This is a genomic window from Sphaerotilus sulfidivorans (assembly GCF_013426975.1).
GTDB classification, from domain to species: Bacteria; Pseudomonadota; Gammaproteobacteria; order Burkholderiales; family Burkholderiaceae_C; genus Sphaerotilus; species Sphaerotilus sulfidivorans.
In genome coordinates, this window is record NZ_JACCPY010000003.1 from 51,303 (window position 1) to 72,090 (window position 20,788).

20 protein-coding genes are annotated in these 20,788 nt (G+C 70.7%); 16 read left to right on the top strand and 4 right to left on the bottom strand.

Annotated features, from left to right (window positions below):
* Positions 1-30 precede the first annotated feature (30 nt).
* From wecB to HZU84_RS20890, 8 genes are all read left to right on the top strand, one after another.
* Positions 31-1,212, top strand: coding sequence for a non-hydrolyzing UDP-N-acetylglucosamine 2-epimerase (gene wecB / locus HZU84_RS02425; protein WP_149503126.1), 1,182 nt, complete (start codon positions 31-33; stop codon positions 1,210-1,212).
* A gap of 20 nt (positions 1,213-1,232) precedes the next feature.
* Complete coding sequence (locus HZU84_RS02430) at positions 1,233-2,030, top strand: YaiO family outer membrane beta-barrel protein (protein ID WP_149503125.1); 798 nt, start codon at positions 1,233-1,235, stop codon at positions 2,028-2,030.
* Positions 2,031-2,044: 14 nt separating this feature from the next.
* Entirely contained in the window at positions 2,045-2,911 is an 867-nt protein-coding gene (locus HZU84_RS02435; protein WP_149503124.1) for a hypothetical protein, read from the top strand.
* Entirely contained in the window at positions 2,908-4,191 is a 1,284-nt protein-coding gene (locus tag HZU84_RS02440) for a hypothetical protein (protein WP_149503123.1), read from the top strand. The genes HZU84_RS02435 and HZU84_RS02440 overlap by 4 nt, the downstream gene beginning before the upstream one ends.
* 98 nt (positions 4,192-4,289) lie before the next feature.
* A complete protein-coding gene (locus tag HZU84_RS02445; RefSeq protein ID WP_149503122.1) occupies positions 4,290-6,500 on the top strand; it encodes a polysaccharide deacetylase family protein in 2,211 nt (736 codons plus the stop codon).
* A gap of 126 nt (positions 6,501-6,626) precedes the next feature.
* On the top strand, positions 6,627-6,959 hold the full coding sequence (locus HZU84_RS02450) for a YkvA family protein (protein ID WP_149503121.1): 333 nt from the start codon (positions 6,627-6,629) through the stop codon (positions 6,957-6,959).
* A 35-nt stretch (positions 6,960-6,994) separates the two neighbouring features.
* The gene (locus HZU84_RS02455; RefSeq protein WP_149503120.1) at positions 6,995-7,225 is read left to right on the top strand and encodes an RNA-binding S4 domain-containing protein; all 231 of its coding nucleotides are present in this window, start codon (positions 6,995-6,997) and stop codon (positions 7,223-7,225) included.
* 108 nt (positions 7,226-7,333) lie between these two features.
* Positions 7,334-8,311, top strand: a complete 978-nt coding sequence (locus HZU84_RS20890) for a Tim44 domain-containing protein (RefSeq protein ID WP_149503119.1) — start codon at positions 7,334-7,336, stop codon at positions 8,309-8,311.
* 19 nt (positions 8,312-8,330) lie between these two features.
* On the opposite strand, the gene HZU84_RS02465 is transcribed toward HZU84_RS20890, so the two are convergent.
* Complete coding sequence (locus HZU84_RS02465) at positions 8,331-9,521, bottom strand: GGDEF domain-containing protein (RefSeq protein WP_149503118.1); 1,191 nt, start codon at positions 9,519-9,521, stop codon at positions 8,331-8,333.
* A 177-nt stretch (positions 9,522-9,698) separates the two neighbouring features.
* On the opposite strand from HZU84_RS02465, the gene HZU84_RS02470 reads away from it, so the two are divergent.
* Positions 9,699-10,208, top strand: a complete 510-nt coding sequence (locus tag HZU84_RS02470) for a HugZ family pyridoxamine 5'-phosphate oxidase (protein ID WP_180692761.1) — start codon at positions 9,699-9,701, stop codon at positions 10,206-10,208.
* A 78-nt stretch (positions 10,209-10,286) separates the two neighbouring features.
* Positions 10,287-11,093, top strand: a complete 807-nt coding sequence (locus tag HZU84_RS02475) for a mechanosensitive ion channel family protein (protein WP_149503116.1) — start codon at positions 10,287-10,289, stop codon at positions 11,091-11,093.
* Here the strand turns inward: HZU84_RS02475 and HZU84_RS02480 are convergent, their stop codons facing one another.
* Positions 11,094-11,510 carry a methylglyoxal synthase gene (locus HZU84_RS02480; RefSeq protein ID WP_149503115.1) on the bottom strand — a complete coding sequence of 139 codons (417 nt, stop codon included), beginning with the start codon at positions 11,508-11,510 and terminating at the stop codon, positions 11,094-11,096.
* A 463-nt stretch (positions 11,511-11,973) separates the two neighbouring features.
* Here HZU84_RS02480 and HZU84_RS02485 point away from each other — a divergent pair, with 463 nt between their 5' ends.
* A complete protein-coding gene (locus HZU84_RS02485) occupies positions 11,974-13,569 on the top strand; it encodes a DEAD/DEAH box helicase (RefSeq protein ID WP_149503114.1) in 1,596 nt (531 codons plus the stop codon).
* Between the two features lie 5 nt (positions 13,570-13,574).
* Here HZU84_RS02485 and HZU84_RS02490 read toward each other — a convergent pair whose 3' ends face one another.
* Both HZU84_RS02490 and HZU84_RS02495 read right to left on the bottom strand, forming a co-directional pair.
* The gene (locus tag HZU84_RS02490; protein ID WP_149503113.1) at positions 13,575-13,820 is read right to left on the bottom strand and encodes a hypothetical protein; all 246 of its coding nucleotides are present in this window, start codon (positions 13,818-13,820) and stop codon (positions 13,575-13,577) included.
* A 91-nt stretch (positions 13,821-13,911) separates the two neighbouring features.
* Positions 13,912-14,466 (bottom strand): YceB family lipoprotein, encoded by a 555-nt coding sequence (locus HZU84_RS02495; RefSeq protein WP_180692762.1) that lies wholly within the window; start codon positions 14,464-14,466, stop codon positions 13,912-13,914.
* Between the two features lie 139 nt (positions 14,467-14,605).
* On the opposite strand from HZU84_RS02495, the gene HZU84_RS02500 reads away from it, so the two are divergent.
* The 5 genes from HZU84_RS02500 to HZU84_RS02520 are packed head-to-tail and all read left to right on the top strand — an operon-like array spanning position 14,606 to position 20,769.
* The gene (locus HZU84_RS02500) at positions 14,606-15,295 is read left to right on the top strand and encodes a TetR/AcrR family transcriptional regulator (protein WP_244954446.1); all 690 of its coding nucleotides are present in this window, start codon (positions 14,606-14,608) and stop codon (positions 15,293-15,295) included.
* A 5-nt stretch (positions 15,296-15,300) separates the two neighbouring features.
* Positions 15,301-16,431, top strand: coding sequence for an efflux RND transporter periplasmic adaptor subunit (locus HZU84_RS02505; protein ID WP_149503110.1), 1,131 nt, complete (start codon positions 15,301-15,303; stop codon positions 16,429-16,431).
* 22 nt (positions 16,432-16,453) lie between these two features.
* Positions 16,454-19,687 (top strand): efflux RND transporter permease subunit, encoded by a 3,234-nt coding sequence (locus tag HZU84_RS02510; RefSeq protein ID WP_149503109.1) that lies wholly within the window; start codon positions 16,454-16,456, stop codon positions 19,685-19,687.
* Between the two features lie 46 nt (positions 19,688-19,733).
* Positions 19,734-20,387 carry a protein-L-isoaspartate O-methyltransferase family protein gene (locus tag HZU84_RS02515; RefSeq protein WP_149503108.1) on the top strand — a complete coding sequence of 218 codons (654 nt, stop codon included), beginning with the start codon at positions 19,734-19,736 and terminating at the stop codon, positions 20,385-20,387.
* 40 nt (positions 20,388-20,427) lie between these two features.
* Positions 20,428-20,769, top strand: coding sequence for a rhodanese-like domain-containing protein (locus tag HZU84_RS02520; protein WP_149503107.1), 342 nt, complete (start codon positions 20,428-20,430; stop codon positions 20,767-20,769).
* Positions 20,770-20,788: the final 19 nt, after the last annotated feature.

Here is a 20,788-nt window from a genome sequence, read left to right on the forward strand (position 1 = left end):
CATCACGAAAACCCAGAGAGAGCGTCCCCGATGAACCCGAGCCCCTCCCCTGCCCCGATCCTCATCTCCGTCGGCACCCGTCCCGAGATCATCAAGATGGCGCCGCTGCATGCCGAGCTGCGCCGCCGCGGCCTGCCGGTGGCCTGGGTGCACACCGGCCAGCACCGCGAGATGGCGCAGCCGCTGTACGAGTTCTTCGGCATCGAGCCGGAGCACGAGGTCACGCTGGAGCGCCGCAGCGGCGAGCTCTCGCACCTGAACGCGCTGCTGCTCGAGGGGCTGGCCGCGGTGTTCGAGCGCACCCGCCCGGCCGCGGTGCTGGTGCATGGCGACACCACCAGCACGCTGGCCTCGGCGCAGGCGGCCTTCTACCAGGGCGTGCCGGTCGGGCATGTCGAGGCGGGCCTGCGCACCTTCAACCACCGCGAGCCCTTTCCCGAGGAGATGAACCGCGAGCTGACCGCGCGGCTGTCGCGCTGGCATTTCTCGCCGACCTCGCGCGCGGCCGGCAACCTGGAGCGCGAGGGCATCCGCGCCGGCGTGCATGTCGTGGGCAACACCGCGGTGGACGCGGCGCTGCAGGGCACCGCGCGGGTGGACGCGCTGCTGGCCGAGGGCACGCCGGTGCTGCCGGCCGCGCTCGATCCGCTGCGCCAGGGCCTGGAGCTGGCGAAGTGGCGCCTGATCACCGTGACCGCGCACCGGCGCGAGAACTGGGGCGAGGGCATCGCCTCGATCGCGCAGGCGGTGGCGCAGCTGCTGGAGGCGCATCCGGACGTCGCCGTGGTCTGGCCGGTGCACGGCAATCCGGCGGTGCGCGACGCGGTCCACGCCGAGCTGGCCGCGAAGGTGCCGGCGCTGGAAGGCCGCCTCACCCTGTGCGAGCCGCTCGACTATCCCGCGCTGCTGTGGTGCCTGCACCGCAGCGTGCTGGCGCTGACCGACTCCGGCGGCATCCAGGAGGAAGGCGCGGCGCTGTCCTGCCCGGTGCTGGTGCTGCGCAACACCACAGAGCGCCCCGAGCTGATCGACGCCGGCGCCGGCCTGATCGTCGGCACCGACCGCGAGCGCATCGTCTCGACCGTCTCGGGCCTGCTCGCCGAGCCCGACGGCGCCGGCCTGCAGCGCATGCGCGACGCCACCAACCCCTTCGGCGACGGCACGACCTCGCGGCAGATCGCCGACGTGCTGCAGCGCGACCTCGGCCTGTGAGCCCAGCCCCGGAATTCCCGATGAAGACACCGAACACCCCCGTGCCGCGCCTGGCGCGGATCGCCCTGGCCGGCGCGGCCGCGCTGGCCGTGCTGGCCCCGCCGGCCGCCGCCCGCGACACCCTGGAGATCGGTGCCGGCACCAGCCGCTACAGCGCCGGACTGCCCGACGGCCGCAGCGCCCATCTGCGCGGCAGCTGGGCGCTCGGCAGCGGCACGGTGCTCAACGCCGAGCTGCTGGGCGAGCGCAAGTTCGACGCCGATGGCGGCATCGTCGCCGCCGGCGTGACGCAGACGATCGACGCCGACTGGTTCGCCGGCGCGGCACTGGCCGGCGGCTGGGGCGGGCCGAACTGGAACCGCTCGCGCGTCGATGCCTCGGTCTCGCGCAAGTGGGGCACCGAGCGGCGCTGGGTCACCACGCTGGGCGGCTACCACGCCCGCTTCGACGCCGGCCGCAGCGACAGCGGCCTGAAGATCTCGGCCACCTACTACGCCCAGTCCTTCGGCGTGCTGGAGCTGGGCGCGACGCTCAACCGCAGCCGCCCGGGCAATGTCAGCTCGACCATGCCCTGGCTGGCGGTGACGCTGGGCGTGCCGGGCGAGCAGACCCTGGCGCTGCGCGTCTCGCACGGCCGCGAGGCCTGGCTGGCGCTGGGCGACACGGTGCAGCCGGTCGACTTCTCCAGCACCACGATCGGCGCCGACTGGCGCTGGTGGATCGCGCCCGACTGGGGCGTGGTGCTGCGCACCGAGCGCTATCTGAACCCGAGCTACCGCCGCACCACGCTGGGCGGCGGCGTGTTCGTGCAGATGTGAGGCCCGGTGCCGCGATGAGCAAGCTCCTGCGCCGGCTCCTGGGCCGCACGGCCCGGCCCGACTTCCGCCACAGCCTGCAGCATTCGGTGCTGGGCGAGCTGCAGCACCATGGCCATCGTGGCGGCCGCATCGCGATGCACCGCTCGATCTGGGGCCTGCAGCTGCCGCGCCAGCGTCTGTTCAAGGGCCTGCTGCTGGCCACGCTGCTGACCGCCGTGCTGGCGAGCCAGATCGACGCGGCCGGCCAGCTCTGGGGGCGCCAGCTGCTGTGGTGGCTGGAGCGGCTGGAGCTGTCGGGCCGCTTCCCGGCCGCGCTGCATCCGGCCGATCTGCCCTTCCTGATCGCCACGCCGGCCCTCGAGCTCTTCGTCGATCTGCCCTCGCCCCGCACGCTGGCCTTCAACGCGATCGGGGTGGTGGCGCTGTGGTGGGCGGCCGGGCTGCTGCCCGACGCCGGCCGCCCGGCGATGTACCTGCTGCGGCTGGCGGCCCTCATCCACGGCGCGGCGGTGCTGTTCTTCGTGGTGTGGCCGGCGAGCTTTCCGCACACCGCCCGCGAGCATGTCGGCAACGGCCTGCAGCAGATCTGGGTGCTGATGCTGCTGACGCCCTGGATCCATCTGCCGACCTTCTGGTTCTTCCAGGTGAGCTGGTGGGCACGGCTCGGCGTCACGCTGCTGACCTGGGCCTGGCTGCTGCTGCTGGCGCCGTTGCTCTACGCCCTGCACGCGCTGGTGCTGCATCACGCCGGCCTGCTGGCGATGCCGCTGCTGCATCTGCTGTTCGGGGTGATGGTGGCGATCATCGGCTTCGTCGCGATCTACGGTTGGGCGATCAGCCTGGCCAACGCCCGCACGCTGCGGCGGCTGGAGCCGCGATGAGAAACGCACGGAGATCCGCAGCGCGGGCGCGCCTGAGACCGATCCTGGCCGCGCTGGGCTTCAGCCTGGGTCTGGGTCTGACGCTGCCGGGGCGCAGCAGCGCGGCGCCGACCGCACCGCCGCTGGAGAGCGGCTGCGCCGCCGCCGCGCTGGTCGATCCGGCCTTCCGCGACGCGGCGGTGCTGATGATGCGCCGGCTGGTGGTGCGTGCGCCCGGCCAGATCAGCGACGGCGCGATCCGGCGCACGCTGTCGCCGGCGCATGTCGACGCCTCGGGCCGGGCCTGGCACCACATCGCCGCCTACGAGGCCAATCTCGGTCTGATCGGCGCGCTGCGCATCGACCCGACGCTGCGCGAGGAGGCTGCGCGCTGGCTGCGCTGGCAGATCCGCCATCTGCCGGTCGACGGCCAGGACCGCGGCGTGCTGTTCGACCGCTGGATCAGCGCCGACGGCCGCGAGATGACGGTCTGCCCGCCCGACATCGAGCCGCGCCACTGCCGCCAGATCGACGCCACCGACAGCACCATCGCGTCGATGTTCCTGCTGGCACAGGCCTATCTGCGCCACGGCGGCGACCCGGCGCTGCTGCGCGATCCGGTGATCGAGCGGGCCTTTCGCCGCGCCGCCACCACGCTGGCGCAGCTGCAGCAGCCCGACGGGCTGAGCCACGCCAAGCTCGATCACCCGGTCAGCTACCTGATGGATGCGGTCGAGGTGGCCGCGGGCTGGCGGGCGCTGGCCGCGCTGCAGCAGGAGGTCTGGAAGCAGCCGGCGGTGGCCGAACTCAGCCGCGAGCGCGAGCGGCGCACCTGGCGCGGCATCGAGCAGGTGCTGTGGCAGCCGCAGGCCGGGCTCTGGCTGACCAGTGCCGGCGCCGCGCCGGTGCAGAGCGGACGCTGGTATCCGGACGTGATGGCCCAGGCCTGGCCGCTGCTGTGGAGCCTGCCCGAGGACCGGCTCACCCGCGAGCGCGGCCGCCAGGCCTGGCAGCGCGTCTCGGCGCGCTGGCCGGAGTGGCCGCGCCGCAATGTCGATCCGGCCGGCTTCTGGTGGCCGGCCGCCGCGGTCGCCGCGCACTGCAGCGGTGACGGCCGCGCCGCCGCCGAGTGGGTGGCGCGGGCGCGCGCAGCCTGGCTGCGTCCGGACACGCCCTTCGCCTGGCCCTTCCAGGTCAGCGACCTGCTGTGGCTGCTGTGGCTGGCCGAGCCCGGCCCGCCGCAGGCCCCGCTGCCCGAGCCGCTGGACGTCGCGGCCCCGGCCAGCGGGCGCAAGCCCTGAGCCCCGTCGCCCACATCACGAGTTCCGCATTCCGCATTCCGAATCCCGAATCCCGAATCCCGAGTCTTCCGACAACCACAGAGAGAGAGCAGACGATCATGACATCGAAGTTCAGTCCCCCTTCCCTGGCCGCGCTGGTGAGCCGGCTCTGGCGCCGCCCGGCCGCGCGGCTCGCGCCGCTGGTGCTGGCCACGCTGGCCAGCCTGCCGGCCGCCGCCCAGTCGCGCGACACGCTGGTGCTGCTGGTGCCCGACGACGCGGTGGCCAGCAGCTGGCCGGTCAAGGTGTGGACCGACTCCGCCGCCGAGGAAGGCGTGAAGCTGCAGACCATGACCAGCTCGCAGTTCCTCGCGCTGGGCAGCAGCTCGGCCGCGAAGATCTCCGGCCTGATCATGCCCGACAGCGCCCATGTCAAGGCCAGCGATGCGGTGGTGGCTGCGGTCAAGCAGTACACCAACCTCGGCGGCAAGCTGATGCTGGTCTATGACGCCGGCGCGCTGACCGACGCCGGCTTCTACGCACCGACCAAGTCGCGCTTCTCCGATCTGGTCGGCGTCGACTACACCCTGTACGACAGCCTGCGCGACCGCGTCGTCGGCTTCGGCCCGGTCGTGGGTACCAAGGCGCGGCTGGAGAAGCTCTCGCTGCCGCCGGGCAAGTACCTGCCCTACGTGTCGGCCAGCAGCACGGCCGGCACCAGCAGCACCACCACCTTCGTGCCGGCCAGCGCCAGCGATCCGGGCGGCACCCGCCACATGCAGTCGGCCATCATGGCGCGCGCGATGAAGCGCATCGACGCCAGCTCGCTGAACGTGCGCAAGCGCCAGACGCTGGCGGTGCGCAACCTGCTCGGCCTGAACGCGCTGCCGGTGCCCAGCGTCAGTCTGTCGACCAAGGTGAGCGCAGCCACCTCGACGCTGCCGCTGCTGTCGCTCAGCTCGGTGCAGATCACCACCGACTTCCTGCGCGCACTGCTGTCGGGCGGCAGCTATGTCGACCAGAGCGGCACCACCAGCACCGCCGACAGCACCCCGCAGGCGATCAGCACCTACGGCTACGGCTACGCCGACTACTTCAGCTATGTCACCACCGGCAGCTTCGGCGGCAATGTCTGGCTGTCCTCGCCCGATCACGGCCTGGTGGCCGGCACGCGCAATGTCGGCAGCGGCCAGGTGCTGTTCGTCAACATGCCGCTGGGCTATTTCAAGGCCGTCGGCACCGACTCGGCGCCGCTGCACGGCTTCCTCGACGCCTTCGCCCGCGATGTGGTGAAGCTGCCGACCATGTCGGTCCAGCCGCGCGGCAAGGGCGGCCTGATCTACAACTGGCACATCGACGACGGCGACGATCTGACCGCCGACGCCAAGTACCTGCTCGACAGCACCTCGGTGCTGAAGCGCGGCCCGTTCTCGATCCACTTCACCGCCGGCCCGGACGTGGTCTCGCTCGGCGACGGCAACGGCATGAGCCTGGACACCAATGCCGCCGCACAGACGCAGTTCAAGCGCATCCGCGACCTGCCGGTCGGCCATCAGATCGGCTCGCACGGCGGCTGGAACCATGACCTCTACGGCCTGGGCGCCAGCGAGGACAACGCCGCCACCTATCTGCCGTGGCTGGAGCTCAACCATGCCGCCGTCGACCGCCTGAACGGCAAGCGCGCCACCGAATACTCGGCCCCGCAGGGCAACAACCCGACCTGGGCGGTGAACTGGCTGGAGAACCGCGGCGTGGTCGGCATGTACTTCGTCGGCGACACCGGCGCGGCCGGCGTGCGCTCCTGGCGCGCCGGCAACCGGCTGACCCGGTCGATGTGGAGCTTCCCGATCGTGCCGCTGGGCAAGTACGCCACCTTCGAGGAGTTCGAGGAGTTCGGCATCAGCGACCAGCAGTCGGGCCAGTGGCTGCTCGACCTGCAGAGCTTCGTGGTCAACCAGCGCACCAACCGGATGTTCTACAACCATCCGCCGGGCGCACGCGGCCACCTGCCGGCCCTGGCGCCGATGCTGCAGCGGGCAGACTGGCTGCAGGCCATGGGCAAGTTCAAGTGGTACACCATGACCGAGATGGCCCAGTTCGGCAACCGCCGTCTGGACGTGCAGTGGAACGCCAGCACCAGCAACGGCTTCGCGACCTTCACCGCACGCCACGCCAGCTCGCTCAAGGACATGACCTGGCTGCTGCCGCGCGACAAGTACATGCTGCCGGTCGTGACCAGCGGCTATGGCCAGGTCGGCTACGACAGCACGAACTGGATCATCACCGCCAATGGCGGCACCGCGCTGAAGTTCGTCGCCGCCCAGCGCTGAGCGCTGCCGCCACCGGCCCGATGACCTGACGGCGCGTGGCAGCACCCTCAGGGTTCAGGCAGGATGAAGACGATCTGTCGCAGAATCGCGGCCGTCTCTTCATCCTGCCGTCATGGAGGTTGCGTGATGTGGAAGCGTCTGACCCTGATCTGGTCGCTGGTGCGAGGTGATGCCAAGGTGGCCTGGCATGCCTTCAGGCACCCGCATGCGCCGGGCTGGTTCCGTGCCGGCGTGATCGGCCTGGGGCTCTATCTGTTCTCGCCGGTCGATCTGATTCCGGACATCCTGCCGCTGCTCGGCCTGGCCGACGATCTGGTGCTGGTGCCGCTGGCGCTGCACTGGCTGCTGTCGCGGCTGCCGGCCGAGGTGCTGCAGGAAGCACGGCGGCGGGCCGCCGGCCAGCCGGCGGGTGATGCTCGCCATCCGGGCCGGGCGCCGCTGGTCAAGCGGGTCGACTGAGACCGGCGCACCGCGCACCGGCTACCATCGGGCGGATGAACCTGATCGACTTCGAACTGCGCGGCGACTTCATCCCGCTCGATGCCCTGCTGAAGGCCACCGCCGTCGCGCACAGCGGCGGCGCGGCCAAGACCCTGGTGGCCGATGGCCAGGTCCAGGTGGACGGCCAGCCCGAATCCCGCAAGACCTGCAAGATCCGCGCAGGCCAGGAGGTGGTGGTCGAGGCGGCCCATGTGCGCATCCGGGTGCATGCGCCCCCGCTCTGAACCCGCCCGGATGCCGGCCCTGCCAAGATCAGGGTTATCCCGGGGAACTTGCGAACCGCGAAACCGGTCTCATCTGGCGTGTTCAACCTCACTCTCGACGAGACCGCGATGAAAACCTTCCTGCGCACTGCCGTGTGCGTGCTGGCCCTGTCCACCGCCCTGGCTCCGACGCTGGCCGAAGCCAAGCGCCTGGGCGGCGGCGGCTCCTCCGGAATGCAGCGCAGCGCACCGGCCCCGAAACCCGCACAGCAGCCGGGAACGCCCGCCCAGGCGCCCAACCAGGCACCGGTGCAGCAGGCCGTGCCGGGCGCGGCCACGGCGGCCACCGGCGCAGCGGCCGCCGCAGGCAAGCGTTCCTGGATGGGCCCGCTGGCGGGTCTGGCTGCCGGCATCGGCCTGGCGGCGCTGCTGAGCCACTTCGGTCTGGGCGAAGCCTTCGCCGACATGATGATGATCGCGCTGCTGGCGCTGGTGGCGGTCTTCGCCATTCGCTGGCTGATGAACCGCAATCGCAAGACCGCACCGACGCTGGCCCCCGCCGGTGCAGGCGCCGGCTTCGGCGGCCAGCCGATGCAGCGTGGCAGCCATGAGGCCAGCTGGCCGAGCCCCGCGGCCCCGCAACAGGGCAACGGTCCGTCGGTGGCCATGCCCGGCAGCGCGGCAGCCAGCTTCGGTGCCGCACCGGCTGCAGCCGCCTTCGCCCCGTCGCTGCCGGCCGACTTCGACCGTGCCGGCTTCGAGCGCGCGGCCCGGATGATCTTCATCCGCATGCAGGCAGCCAACGACCGCGCCGACCTCGAGGATCTGCGCCGCTTCACCACGCCGGAAATGTTCGCCGCGGTCCGCGTCGACCTGCAGGACCGCCAGGGTGCGGCGCAGCAGACCGACGTGGTCGAAGTGCGCGCCGAGGCGATCGACTTCGCCCGCGAGAGCGACCGCGACATCGTCAGCGTGCGCTACAGCGGCCTGATCCGCGAGGAGGCCGGCCGTGACGCCACCGCCTTCGACGAGATCTGGCATCTGGTGCGCGAGCATGCACGCAGCGACGGCAACTGGCTGATCGCCGGCATCCAGCAGAGCCACTGAGCGGCAGACAGCGCTCGGCTCAGAGCGGGTTCAGACTGACCCAGCCGCTGGTCTGAACCTGGTTGCGGCCGGCATGCTTGGCACGGTAGAGCAGCATGTCGGCCCGCGCGAAGAGCTGGTCGGCCGAGGGCGTCATCCGCTCGGCCAGCGGGTCGAAGACCACCGTGCCGGCCGACACCGTCACCTTCAGCCGCACCGCGCCCGGCTGCTCGACCACCAGCCACTCGACCTCGCGGCGCAGCGCATCGACCACCTCATGCGCGCCGGACCGGTCGGTCGACGGCAGCACCACGCAGAACTCCTCGCCGCCCATGCGGCCGAAGATGTCCGAATGACGCAGCCGTGAGCGCACCGCCTGCGCGAAGCCTTGCAGCACCGCATCGCCCGCCGCATGGCCGTGGCTGTCGTTGATGCGCTTGAAATGATCCAGATCCAGCAGCACCAGCGCCAGCGGACGCCGCTCGCGCCGGCTGCGCTCGATCTCGTGGCCGACCAGCGTGCGGGTGGCACCACGGTTCAGGCAGCCGGTCAGACCATCGGTGGTGGCCATCTGTTCGAGCTGCGCCGCGCTGCGCTCGAAGCTCGCCATCAGCAGGCCGAACATGATCGAGAAGGCGCCGAAGCTCATCGTCAGGAACAGCCAGGCACTCAGCGGACTGGTCGGCTGCAGCAGCGAGACCGGCGCCTGCGTGGCCAGATGGGGATCTGCAGCACGTGCCATCGCACTCAGCCCGCCCACCAGCCCACCCACCAGCACCATGCGCAGCGCACGCTCGCGGCCATGGCGCATCACCCGCCACAGGATCGGCAGCAGCAGCACAGCCAGCCACAGATTGACCCACGAAACGATCCAGGCATAGGCCGCGCCTTGCATCAGCAGCAGCGCGAGACCGATCGCACCGCCCAGCAGCAGCAGCAGATCGCAGCGGCTGAAGCTCCGGCCGGTCAGCAGACAGCGTGCGGCGGCACTCAGCAGCACCGCACCGAGAGCGATGCTGGTGTTGGACAGCAGCAGCCAGAGCGGGCCGGACAGCTGCTGGCGCCACATCAGCAGCAGATCGCCGACACAGATCGCCAGCATGGCCAGCAGCAGCAGCCGGATCTCCGGCCGTCGGCCCAGCACGGTACCCCGCACCGTCAGCAGGTGAACCAGAAGCAGCGCATGGCACAGCAGCAGCGCCAGCAGCAGCGTGGCAATATCCTTGGTCATGGTCCGCACTCCCTGCGTGCCGCTTCGGGCCTTCCCGTGCTGCGGTCTGTCGCTTCATCGTGAACCTGGACCGAAGTATGGCGCCGCACCCATGCGACACGCCCGAAAAGTGCAAGAAACCGTTCCCAGGCGCTGCTGTTTGCCAGAGATTTCACGATGAGCAATACCCCTGATGGCATGAAACCGGCACTTGCACCCAGCCGCATGGACCGGCTGCTGGTGGAGCTGCTGCGCACCCGGCGCACCCTGGCGCTGGGCACAATCGACGAGGCCGGCGGCCCGGCCGTCTCGATGGCGCCGTGGGCGCTCGATCCGGCAGGGCCCGACCTGATCATCCTGATCAGCGCCCTGGCCGCGCACACCCGGCAGCTGATGCTTCATCCGCACGCCAGCATCTTGATCTGCGCCGGCGAGGAGGCCGCCGACAGCGTGCACGCGCTGCCGCGCGCCACGCTGCAGGTCGAGGCGCTGCACCCCAAGTCGGGCAGCGACGATGCCCGCGCGGCGCTGGCGATCTACATCGCGCGCCATCCGGCCGGAGAGATGCTGGCCAGCCTGCCGGACTTCAGCGTGGTGCGGCTGCGGGTGCAGGCGGCGCGCCAGATTGCCGGCTTCGGTGCGGCGCGCGATGTCAGTGCCGCACGCCTGCGCGAGCTGCTGCGCGAAAGCGACAACTCGACGGCCTAGCCCAAGGAAGGTGGCGCCGCAACCGGAAATCCGTCACATTCGATATGTGCAATATTGCACATTCGAGGAGGATTTCTGATGAACATCGACACGATCCAGACCTTCCTGGGCACCACTGCGATCGACCTGCTGATGAAGATCGGCGCCGCGCTGATCTTCTGGATCGTCGGCCGCTGGCTGATCTCCAAGGTGGTGCACCTGATCCAGGCGGGCATGAACCGCAACTCGATCGACCCGACGCTGACCAAGTACCTCGGCTCGATCATCACCATCGCGCTGAACATCACCCTGGTGCTGGGCATCCTGGGCTACTTCGGCATCCAGACCACCTCGTTCGCGGCGATGCTGGCCGGCGCGGGCGTGGCCATCGGCGCGGCCTGGAGCGGCATGCTGGGCAACTTCGCCGCCGGCGCCTTCATGCTGGTGCTGCGGCCGTTCAAGGTCGGCGACTTCGTCTCGATCGGCGGCGTGACCGGCACGGTGCACGAGCTCGGCCTGTTCGGCACCACGATCATCACGCCGGACAATGTGATGACCATCGTCGGCAACGGCAAGGTCTTCGGCGACACGGTGCAGAACTACTCGGCGCTGCCGGTGCGCCGCGTCGAGCGCACCGCGCAGCTGGCGCAGGGCGTCGATCCGCTGGACGCGATCACGCGCCTGAAGGCGGCCATCGCGCAGATCCCCAATGTCGCGCAGAGCCCGGCGCCGGAGATCAACCTGCTCGACTTCAAGCTCGAGGGAGCGGTGATCGCGGTGCGGCCCTACACCCACACCGACCATTACTGGCAGGTCTATTTCGACACCAACGAGGCGATCGCGCGCGTCGGCCAGGAAGCCGGCTGGCCGGTGCCGGCCGCCCACCACAAGGTGGTCCAGGCCTGATCAGGCCGAGGCTGCGCGCGGCAGCAGCTGATCGAGCAGCAGCCGCGCGGTGCTGGCGTTGGTCGCGCACGGCACGTCATGCACATCGCAGGCGCGCACCAGCGCATGGATGTCGGGCTCATGCGGCTGCGGCGTCATTGGATCGCGAAGAAAGACCACCGCGTCGATCTCGCCGACCGCCAGCCGCGCGCCGATCTGAAGATCGCCACCGAGCGGGCCGCTGAGCAGCCGCTCCACCTCCAGACCCAGCTCGGTGGCCAGCCGCCCGCCGGTCGTGCCGGTCGCGCACAGCGTGCAGCCCCGCAGTCGCGGGGCAAACTCCCGGGCCAGCGCGATCATGCGGTCCTTGCGGCCGTCATGGGCGATCAGGGCCAGGCGCAGCGGCCGGGACGCGCCGGCAGGATTCGATTCCGTCATCCATTCATCCTTTGCTGTGCGGATTTTTCGTCCGGACGATCCTAGCGGTGCGCGGTTACAGGCCGGATTCTTCCGCTTCGGGATCAGCTCGAGATCAGACGACAGACGTGCAGTCCATCAGGGAATGCGCTAGAATCTGAGTCTGCTGTTGATGCCGCTTTCACGGGCAGCACCGTTCAGCCTTTCGCACATCCCCTCTGACCTTCCTCTTTCCCTCATCCTCCGGCAGACCGCATCCTTTTCAGGAATCGGCGACTGCGGGGCTGCAGGCGCGGTCGGCGGCGATGCTATTCGACCCCGGCAGGCTTGATTCCAATCCCCTGTACCGACCGCGAGCCAGGCGCCATGCGGATGACGCGCCTTTGCCTTCGCCGGCCTGCCATCCCGTGTTTCCACCTCGCCCGCGGCGAGCCGGAAACCCCTGCCGAATGGCGCCCGAGTGGCGCCGGATGAGAGTATTCACATGAGCTTTTCGACCCTGGGCCTGAACGAGGCCATCCTGCAAGCCGTCACCGCTGCCGGCTACGAGAACCCGACCGACGTGCAGGCGCAGACCATTCCCGCCGCGATGACCGGTGCGGATCTGCGCGTGTGCTCCAACACCGGCAGCGGCAAGACCGCCGCCTTCGTGCTGCCGGCACTCGAGCGCGTGCTGGCCGCCCGCGAGGCCAATCCGGCCGCGAGCCGCCGCCCGCTGCGCGGTCAGCCGCCGCAAGGTCCGCGCGTGCTGGTGCTGGCCCCGACCCGCGAGCTGGCCATCCAGGTCTCCAAGGCCGCGGTGACCTACGGCAGCCACATCCCGCACCTGAAGGTCGCCACCGTCGTCGGCGGCGTGCCCTACGGCGCCCAGCTGGCCGCGCTGCGTGGCCCGATCGATCTGCTGATCGCCACCCCGGGCCGCCTGATCGACCACCTCGACAGCGGCAAGGCCATCCTGGGCCAGGTCGAGATGCTGATCCTGGACGAAGCCGACCGCATGCTGGACATGGGCTTCATCGAGGACATCGAGCGCATCGCCGAATCCCTGCCGGCCGGCCGCCAGACCGTGATGGTCAGCGCGACCTTCGCCGGTCAGGTCGGTCGCCTGGCCGACCAGATCCTGAAGGACGATGCCCAGCGCATCGAGGTCGCCAACCACACCGACAGCCACGCCAACATCGAGCAGCAGCTGCTGTGGGCCGATGACCTGGACCACAAGTCGGCGCTGCTCGAGAACCTGCTGACCAGCACCGAGATGCAGCAGGCGGTGATCTTCACCAGCACCCAGCGCGACGCCGACGAGCTGGCCGCCCATCTGTACGAGATGGGCCATGCGGTCGCGCCGCTGCACGGCGGCATGCCGCAGGGCCGTCGCAACCGCACGCTGATGGCACTGCGCCGCGGCGAGCTGCGCATCCTGGTGGCCACCGACGTCGCCGCGCGCGGCATCGACGTGCCGACCATCAGCCATGTCATCAACTTCGGCCTGCCGATGAAGGCCGAGGACTATGTGCACCGCATCGGCCGCACCGGCCGCGCCGGCCGCTCGGGCCGCGCGATCACGCTGGCCGAGCGCCGCGATGTCGGCATGATCCGCCGCATCCAGCAGTTCACCACCCAGTCGATCCCGGTGGGCACGCTGGCCGGCCTGGAGCCGAAGCGCCCGGCGCCGGAGATGTTCAGCCGTGCTCCGCGTCGTGACGGCGGCCGTCCGCCGCACCGCGGCCATGGCGGCCCCGGCGGCTATGGCGGTCGTCCGGACAACCGTGGCGGCGACCGTGGCGGCTACGGCTTCGCGCGTCCGATGGACGGCGCACCGCGTCGCGGCGGCTTCGATGGCCCACGCTTCGATTCGGCACCGCGCTTCGATGCGCCCCGCTTCGAGGCTCCGCGTCACGAAGGCCGCCCGGAGTTCCGCGGCGAGCCCCGCCATGACGGCCCGCGCGGTCAGGGCCCGCGTCGTCAGGAAGGCGCTCCGCGCTTCGACGGCGAACGCCGCTTCGATGAGCGCAGCGGCCCGCGTGGCGGCTTCGGCGGCGGCCGTCCGGCCCCGCGCGGCCGTGGCCACGGCCCGCGCTGATCCGTTCAGTCGTCCTGCCAGCGGCCGCCCCGGCGGTCGTGATGACCACGGCCTCCGTGCCCGCGTCGGTCTTCCGGCACGACGATGACCCGCGGCGCCGGTTGCGGCGCCGGCACCACCACCACATCACGCCCGTGACCCCGGTGGTGACCGTGGCCCGGCACCGGGACCACCACGCAGCCAGACAGCACGCTCAGCCCGCCCAGCATCAGCAGCGCGGCGCCTGAGCGCCGCCATGTCGACTTCTTCATCGTCATGACACGGCCATGAAGGCCGAAATGAGTTGCAACAGCAGCTCAACGCGCCAGCATGCAAACCGGCCGACCGGCCTTCAGCCCGGCCTCAGGATCGGACAGGCGCCATATTGCCGCTCACCGGCAAGGGCACCAGCCGCAGCGTGATGCCCCCCGGGCGCACCTCGATCGGCCCGGGCTGCAGTCCGGCCTTGGCCGCCAGCTCCAGCGCCAGCCGGTCGATGCGGTGGATCTCCAGACCTTCCAGCATCGACTCGGCCAGCCAGCCGCCCCAGCGGTTCAGGCCGGTGGCCAGCAGCGGCGGCAATCCGTCGATGGCGATGTTCTCGCGCCGCACCCGGTCCAGCCGGATCGTGCCGTCGGACGGCTCATAGCGCAGCGCACTGCTGAACATGATGTTGCCGCGAAGATCGCGCCGGCTCAGCACTGTCTCGCGCAGACCCATGTCGAAGCCCAGCATCATGCGGCCCGCCCCCGGCTGCAGCAGCACCCGCGGCGAGCTGATGCGCACCTCGAACACCTCCAGCACCTTCTGCTGCAGCGGGAAGCGCGAGGACAGCGCCGCCTGCATCTCGCGTTCGCTGGTGGTGAACTCCCTGGGCACCACCGAGGCACAGCCCCACAGCCCGCCGACCAGCACCATCGCGCCGATCCTCAGCAGCCCGCGACGACCGCCTGCCGGCCGACCGCCCTGTGCAGATGCTGCCCCTGTCATTGCACTCACTTCATTGCTCCACTACATTACTGACCGGTTAGTCATTATCATGCCCCGGAAACCCGCCTTGTCCGCCGAACCGTCCGAACGCTCCGACCTGCCCGAACCGGCTGGCACGCCAGCGCCGCCGGCCTCGCACCAGCGCCGCAAGGCCGAGCGGCCCAGCGAGCTGCTCGACGCCGCGCTGCAGCTCTTCGTCGAGAAGGGCTTCGCCGCGACCAAGACCGAGGACATCGCCCGGCTGGCCGGTGTCTCCAAGGGCACGCTCTACCTGTATTACACCAGCAAGGAAGACCTGCTCCGGGAGGTGATCTCGCAGCGGGTGTCGACCCGCATCGCCGAGGGAATGGCCCGGGCGGCCGCCCATCAGGGCAGTGCCACCGAGCTGATGCGCACGCTGCTGGTCGACTGGTGGATGCAGACGCTCGAGAGCGATGCCTCCGGCGTGTTCAAGCTGGTGGTCAGCGAGGTGCGCAACTTCCCGGAGATCGCCGAGCTGTGGTTCAACGAGATCTCGCAGCCCGGCTCGCAGCTGATCGGCGGCATGGTGCAGCGCGGCATCGACTCGGGCGAGTTCCGGCAGGTCGACGTGCTCTCGGTGGTCTATTCGATCGTCATGCCGCTGGTGATGCTGTGCGTGCACCGGCACTCGCTCGGCGCCTGCGAATGCCCGGGCATGGGCCTGGATCCGCAGACCTTCATCCGCGCCCACATCGATCTGGTGCTGCGCGGCATCTCCACCCATCCGGAACCCTGACGCCGATGAAGCGATCGACCGCTCTTGCCGCCGGCGCTCTCGCGCTGGGCCTGCTGGGTCTGGCCGGCTGGAAGCTGTCGAGCCGCACGGCAGGCGCCGCCGCACCGGCCTCGGCCAGCGCCACGCCGCTGCCGGCCCAGGCCGCGCTGCAGCTCCAGGACAGCGATCTGGTGACGCTGCGCCGGGCCGAGCTGGTCGATGCGGTGGCGCTGACCGGCAGCCTGAAGGCGGCGGTCAGCGCGCTGGTCAAGGCACGCAGCGCCGGCGAGCTGCTGGAGCTGGGCCCGCGCGAGGGCGACACGGTGCGCGCCGGACAGATCGTCGGGCGCATCGATCCGGCCGATGCGCAGCTGCGGCTGCGCCAGGCCGAGCAGCAGATCGAGTCGGCGCAGGCCCAGCTCGACATCACCGGGCGGACGCTGGACAACAACCGCGCGCTGGTCGAGCAGGGCTTCATCTCGCCCACTGCGCTGGAGACCTCGGTCTCGAACCACCGCGCCGCCCAGGCGGCACTGCAGTCGGCCCGCGCCAGCACCGATCTGGCCCGGCGCGCGCTCGACGACACGGTGCTGAAGGCACCGATCAGCGGCCAGGTCGCGCAGCGCCTGGCCCAGCCGGGCGAACGGGTCGCGCTGGAGGCGCGCCTCCTGGAGATCATCGATCTCGACCGGCTCGAGCTGGAGGCGACCGTGCCGGCGGCCGAACTGGCCCGCACCCGCATCGGCGCAGGCGCGGTGCTGCAGGTCGAGGGCGTGGACACGCCGGTGCGGACCCGGGTGCTGCGCATCAGCCCGGCCGCGCAGGCCGGCACCCGGTCGGTGCCAGTGCATCTGGCCATCGAGCCGGCACCGGGGCTGCGTGCCGGCCTGTTCGCGCGCGGTCGGATCGAGCAGGGCCGGCGCAGCACGCTGGTGCTGCCGCTGTCGGCGGTGCGCGTCGACCAGCCGCAGCCGCATGTGATCGAGCTGGACACCGGCGCGGGCCTGCTGCGCCAGCGCGCGGTTCGCACCGGGGCGCGTGGCGAGGTCGACGGCACCGCGTCGATCGAGATCCTCGACGGCCTGACCGAGGGCGCGCGGGTGCTGGCCGGCCGGCTCGGCCCGGTGCGCGACGGCACGCCGGCCGTGCTGCGCTGAACCCCACGCCGTCACACCCATCATGTGGTTCACCCGCGTCTCGATCGCCAATCCGGTCCTGGCCACCATGGTGATGCTGGCGCTGGTGGTGCTGGGGCTGTTCTCCTTCCAGCGCCTGAAGGTCGACCAGTTTCCCGACATCGAGTTTCCGACGGTGGTGGTCAGCACCGAATATCCCGGTGCCGCCGCCGAGATCGTCGAGACCGAGCTGACCCGCAAGATCGAGGAAAGCGTCAACGCGATCGCCGGCATCAGCCAGCTGTCCTCGCGCAGCTATGCCGGCACCTCGGTGGTCATCATCCAGTTCGACCTGACGATGGACGGCCGGCGCGCCGCCGACGATGTGCGCGAGAAGCTCGCCATCCTCAAGCCGCAGCTGCGCGAGGAGATCGGCGAGCCCAAGGTGCAGCGCTTCGATCCGGCAAGCCGGCCGATCTGGAGCGTGGCGGTGCGGGCGTCTGGCAACGCCGATGCGCCGCCCGACGCGGCCGATGCGGCCGGCGCGATGCGGCGCACGCTCTGGGCCGAGCAGGTGCTGAAGAAGCGGCTGGAGAATGTGCGCGGCGTCGGCTCGGTCACGCTGGTCGGCGCGGTGCGGCGCGAGATCCAGATCCAGCTCGATCCGGTGCGGATGGAGGCCGCCGGCATCAGCGCCGAGCAGGTGATCGCCGCGGTGCGCGGCGAGAACCAGGACCTGCCCGCCGGCCTGCTGCGCTCGGCCGAGCAGGAACGCGTGGTGCAGATCCGCGGCCGCATCGAGCGGCCGGAGGACTTCGCCCGGCTGGTGGTCGCGCGCCGCGGCGCCACGCTGGTGCGCCTGGGCGAGGTCGCGCAGGTGGTCGACGGCCCGCAGGAGACCGACTCGCTGGCCCTGCTCGACGGCCAGCGCAGCCTGGTGCTCGAGGTGCAGAAGGCCCAGGGCCAGAACACCATCGAGGTGGTCGACGGCCTGGAGCGCGAGCTGACGGCGCTGCAGGCCGCCGGCGCGCTGCCCGCCGACCTGCGGCTGGACCGGGTGCGCGACAGCTCGCGCCCGATCCGGGTCTCGGTGGCCAATGTGCGCCAGACCCTGATCGAGGGCGCGCTGCTGACGGTCGCGATCGTCTTCCTGTTCCTGAACTCCTGGCGCTCGACCGTCATCACCGGCCTGACGCTGCCGATCGCGCTGATCGGCACCTTCCTGTTCATGCAGTGGTTCGGCTTCTCGGTCAACATGATCACGCTGATGGCGCTGAGCCTGTGCGTGGGCCTGCTGATCGACGACGCCATCGTCGTGCGCGAGAACATCGTGCGCCATGTGCAGATGGGCAAGGACGCCCGGCGCGCCGCGCTCGACGGCACCGCCGAGATCGGCCTGGCGGTGCTGGCCACCACGCTGTCGATCGTCGCCGTCTTCCTGCCGATCGGCTTCATGGGCGGCATCATCGGCCAGTTCTTCCACGAGTTCGGCATCACCATCGTCGCGGCGGTGCTGATCTCGATGTTCGTCAGCTTCACGCTCGACCCGATGCTCAGCGCGGTCTGGCATGACCCGGCGGTGCAGGCCGAGGGGCAGCCCTTCCGGCCGGTCACGCTCTACGAGCGCACGCTGGGGCGGATCACCCATGCGGTCGACCGCGGCTCGCACCGGCTGGGCGAGGGCTATCAGGCGCTGCTGGGCTGGTCGCTGCGCCACCGGCTGCTGACGGTGGTGCTGGCGCTGGGCACGCTGGTGGCGGCGCTGGCGCTGACCCGCTCGCTCGGCACCGAGTTCGTGCCCAAGGCCGACTATTCCGAGACCTTTGTCAGCTTCCACACCCCGGTCGGCTCCTCGCTGGAGGTGACCGAGGCGCGGGTGCGCGAGGTCGAGGCGCTGATCCGCCGCCGCCCCGAGGTGAAATACACCCTGGCGACGATCAACGCCGGCCAGGCCCAGGGCCGCATCTTCGCGCAGATCTACATCCGGCTGGTCGACCGCAAGGACCGCCAGCTCAGCCAGGACCAGCTCGCCGCGCCGCTGCGCCAGGAGCTGCTGCAGGTGCCCGGCATCACCGTGACCCATGTCGGCCTGCTGGATGCGGTCGGCGGCAACAAGCCGCTGATGCTGTCGCTGCAGGGCAGCGACCTGGGCGAGCTGCAGCGACAGACCGAGCGGCTGCTCGAGCGGCTGCGCAGGATTCCCGGCCTGGTCGATCTGGACAGCAGCGCCCGCGCGGACCAGCCGACGCTGGCGGTCACGCTGCGCCGCGATGCCGCAGCCGACCTCGGCCTGGGCGTGGCCGGCGTGACCGGCACGCTGCGCGCGCTGGTGGCCGGGCAGACGGTGGGCAACTGGCGCGCCAGCGACGAGCTCAATGTCGAGGTCAAGGTCGAGCTGGCGCCGCAGGCCCGCGACAGCACGGCCGACATCGCGCGGCTGATGATGCCGGCCGGCCAGAACGCCGACGGCAGCGCCCGGCTGGTGCGGCTCGACCAGATCGCCGAGCTGGGCGAGGACCGCACGCCCCAGCAGATCAACCGCCGCGACCTCGCGCGCGAGGTCGAGATCACCGCCAACGTGCAGGGCCGCTCGCTCGGCGAGGTCTCGGCCGACATCCACCGCGTGCTCGAGAGCGAGCCGCTGCCGCCGGGCCTGCGCTGGCGCTTCGGCGGCTCGACCAAGGACATGGCCGAGAGCTTCGGACACGCCGTCTCGGCGCTGGCGATGGGCGTGATCTTCATCTACATGATCCTGGCCTCGCAGTTCCGCAGCTTCATGCAGCCGGTGGCGCTGATGAGCTCGCTGCCGCTGACGCTGATCGGGGTGGTGGGCGCGCTGCTGATGTTCGGCTCGACGATGAACCTGTTCTCGATCATCGGCGTGGTGATGCTGATGGGGCTGGTGACGAAGAACGCGATCCTGCTGATCGACTTCGCGATCCGCGCCCGCGCCGGCGAGGTGCATCTGGACGATGACGGCGGCCAGCCCGGCCGGCGGCTCGGGCGCGAGGAGGCGCTGCTGCTGGCCGCTCGGGTGCGGCTGCGACCGATCCTGATGACCACGCTGGCGATGGTCTTCGGCATGGTGCCGCTGGCCTTCGCGCTCTCGGAAGGCGCGGAGCAGCGCGCGCCGATGGGCCAGGCGGTGATCGGCGGCGTCATCACCTCCTCGCTGCTGACGCTGGTGGTGGTGCCGGTGATCTATTGCTGGATCGACGACCTGAGCATGTGGACGAGGCGACGCTTCGGCCCGGATCGTCGGCCCGATGCCACATCGGGCACCGGATCGGCCTCCTAGAATGTCGGGTTTTGTTGCGCATGCTCTTTCTCGCGAGGAATCCAAGATGAACGTCGAACAGGCCCGTTTCAACATGATCGAGCAGCAGATCCGTCCGTGGGACGTGCTCGACCCGTCCGTGCTGTCGCTGCTGGCCGTCGTCAAGCGCGAGGACTTCGTTCCGGCCGCGCACCGCGCCGTCGCCTTCATGGACCTGGAAGTGCCGCTGCCCGGCGGCCAGGTCATGCTCGCCCCGCGCGTCGAGGCCCGCCTGCTGCAGGAGCTGGGCCTGCTGCGCCACGAGAAGGTGCTGGAAGTCGGCACCGGCTCGGGCTTCATGGCCGCGCTGATGGCGCACAAGGCGCAGACGGTCGTCACCTACGAGAAGCGCGCCGAGCTGGCCTCGCTGGCGCGCGAGAACCTGCGCCATGCCGCGATCATGAATGTCGAGGTCCGCCAGGGCGACGGCTCGAACGGCGACGCCGGCCGCGGCCCCTGGGACGCGATCGTGCTGTCGGGCTCGGTGGCCGAAGTGCCCGAGGCGCTGCTGCAGCAGCTCAAGGTCGGCGGCCGCCTGGTGGCCATCGTCGGCGCGGAGCCGGTGATGCGCGCGCTGCGCATCCGCCGTGTCAGCGAGCGCGAGTTCCGCACCGAGGTGCTGTTCGACACCGTCGCGCCGCGCCTGGAAGGCTTCGCCAGCCCGAGCACCTTCGCCTTCTGATCCTGCCGCCCTTCCCGATCTCTCCTCTGGAGTCCGCACGATGCAGCAGCTTGCCGTGACCCGCCTGGCCGAACAGGTGCAGGCCCTCGTCGCCGAAGGGCGCGCGCCGCTGCTGCTCGACGTGCGCGAGCCCTGGGAGATCGCGACCGCCTCGCTGTCGCTGCCGGGCGCGCAGCGGCTGGACATCCCGATGCAGCAGATCCCGGGCCGCCTGGCGGAGATCGATCCGCAGCGTCCGGTGCTCGCGCTGTGCCATCACGGCATGCGCAGCCTGCAGGTCGCGCTGTTCCTCGAGCGGCAAGGATACCCCTGTACGTATAACATCACGGGAGGGATCGACGCCTGGTCACGCCAGGTCGATCCGACCGTGCCGCTGTACTGAGATTGCCGACTCCCTGCGA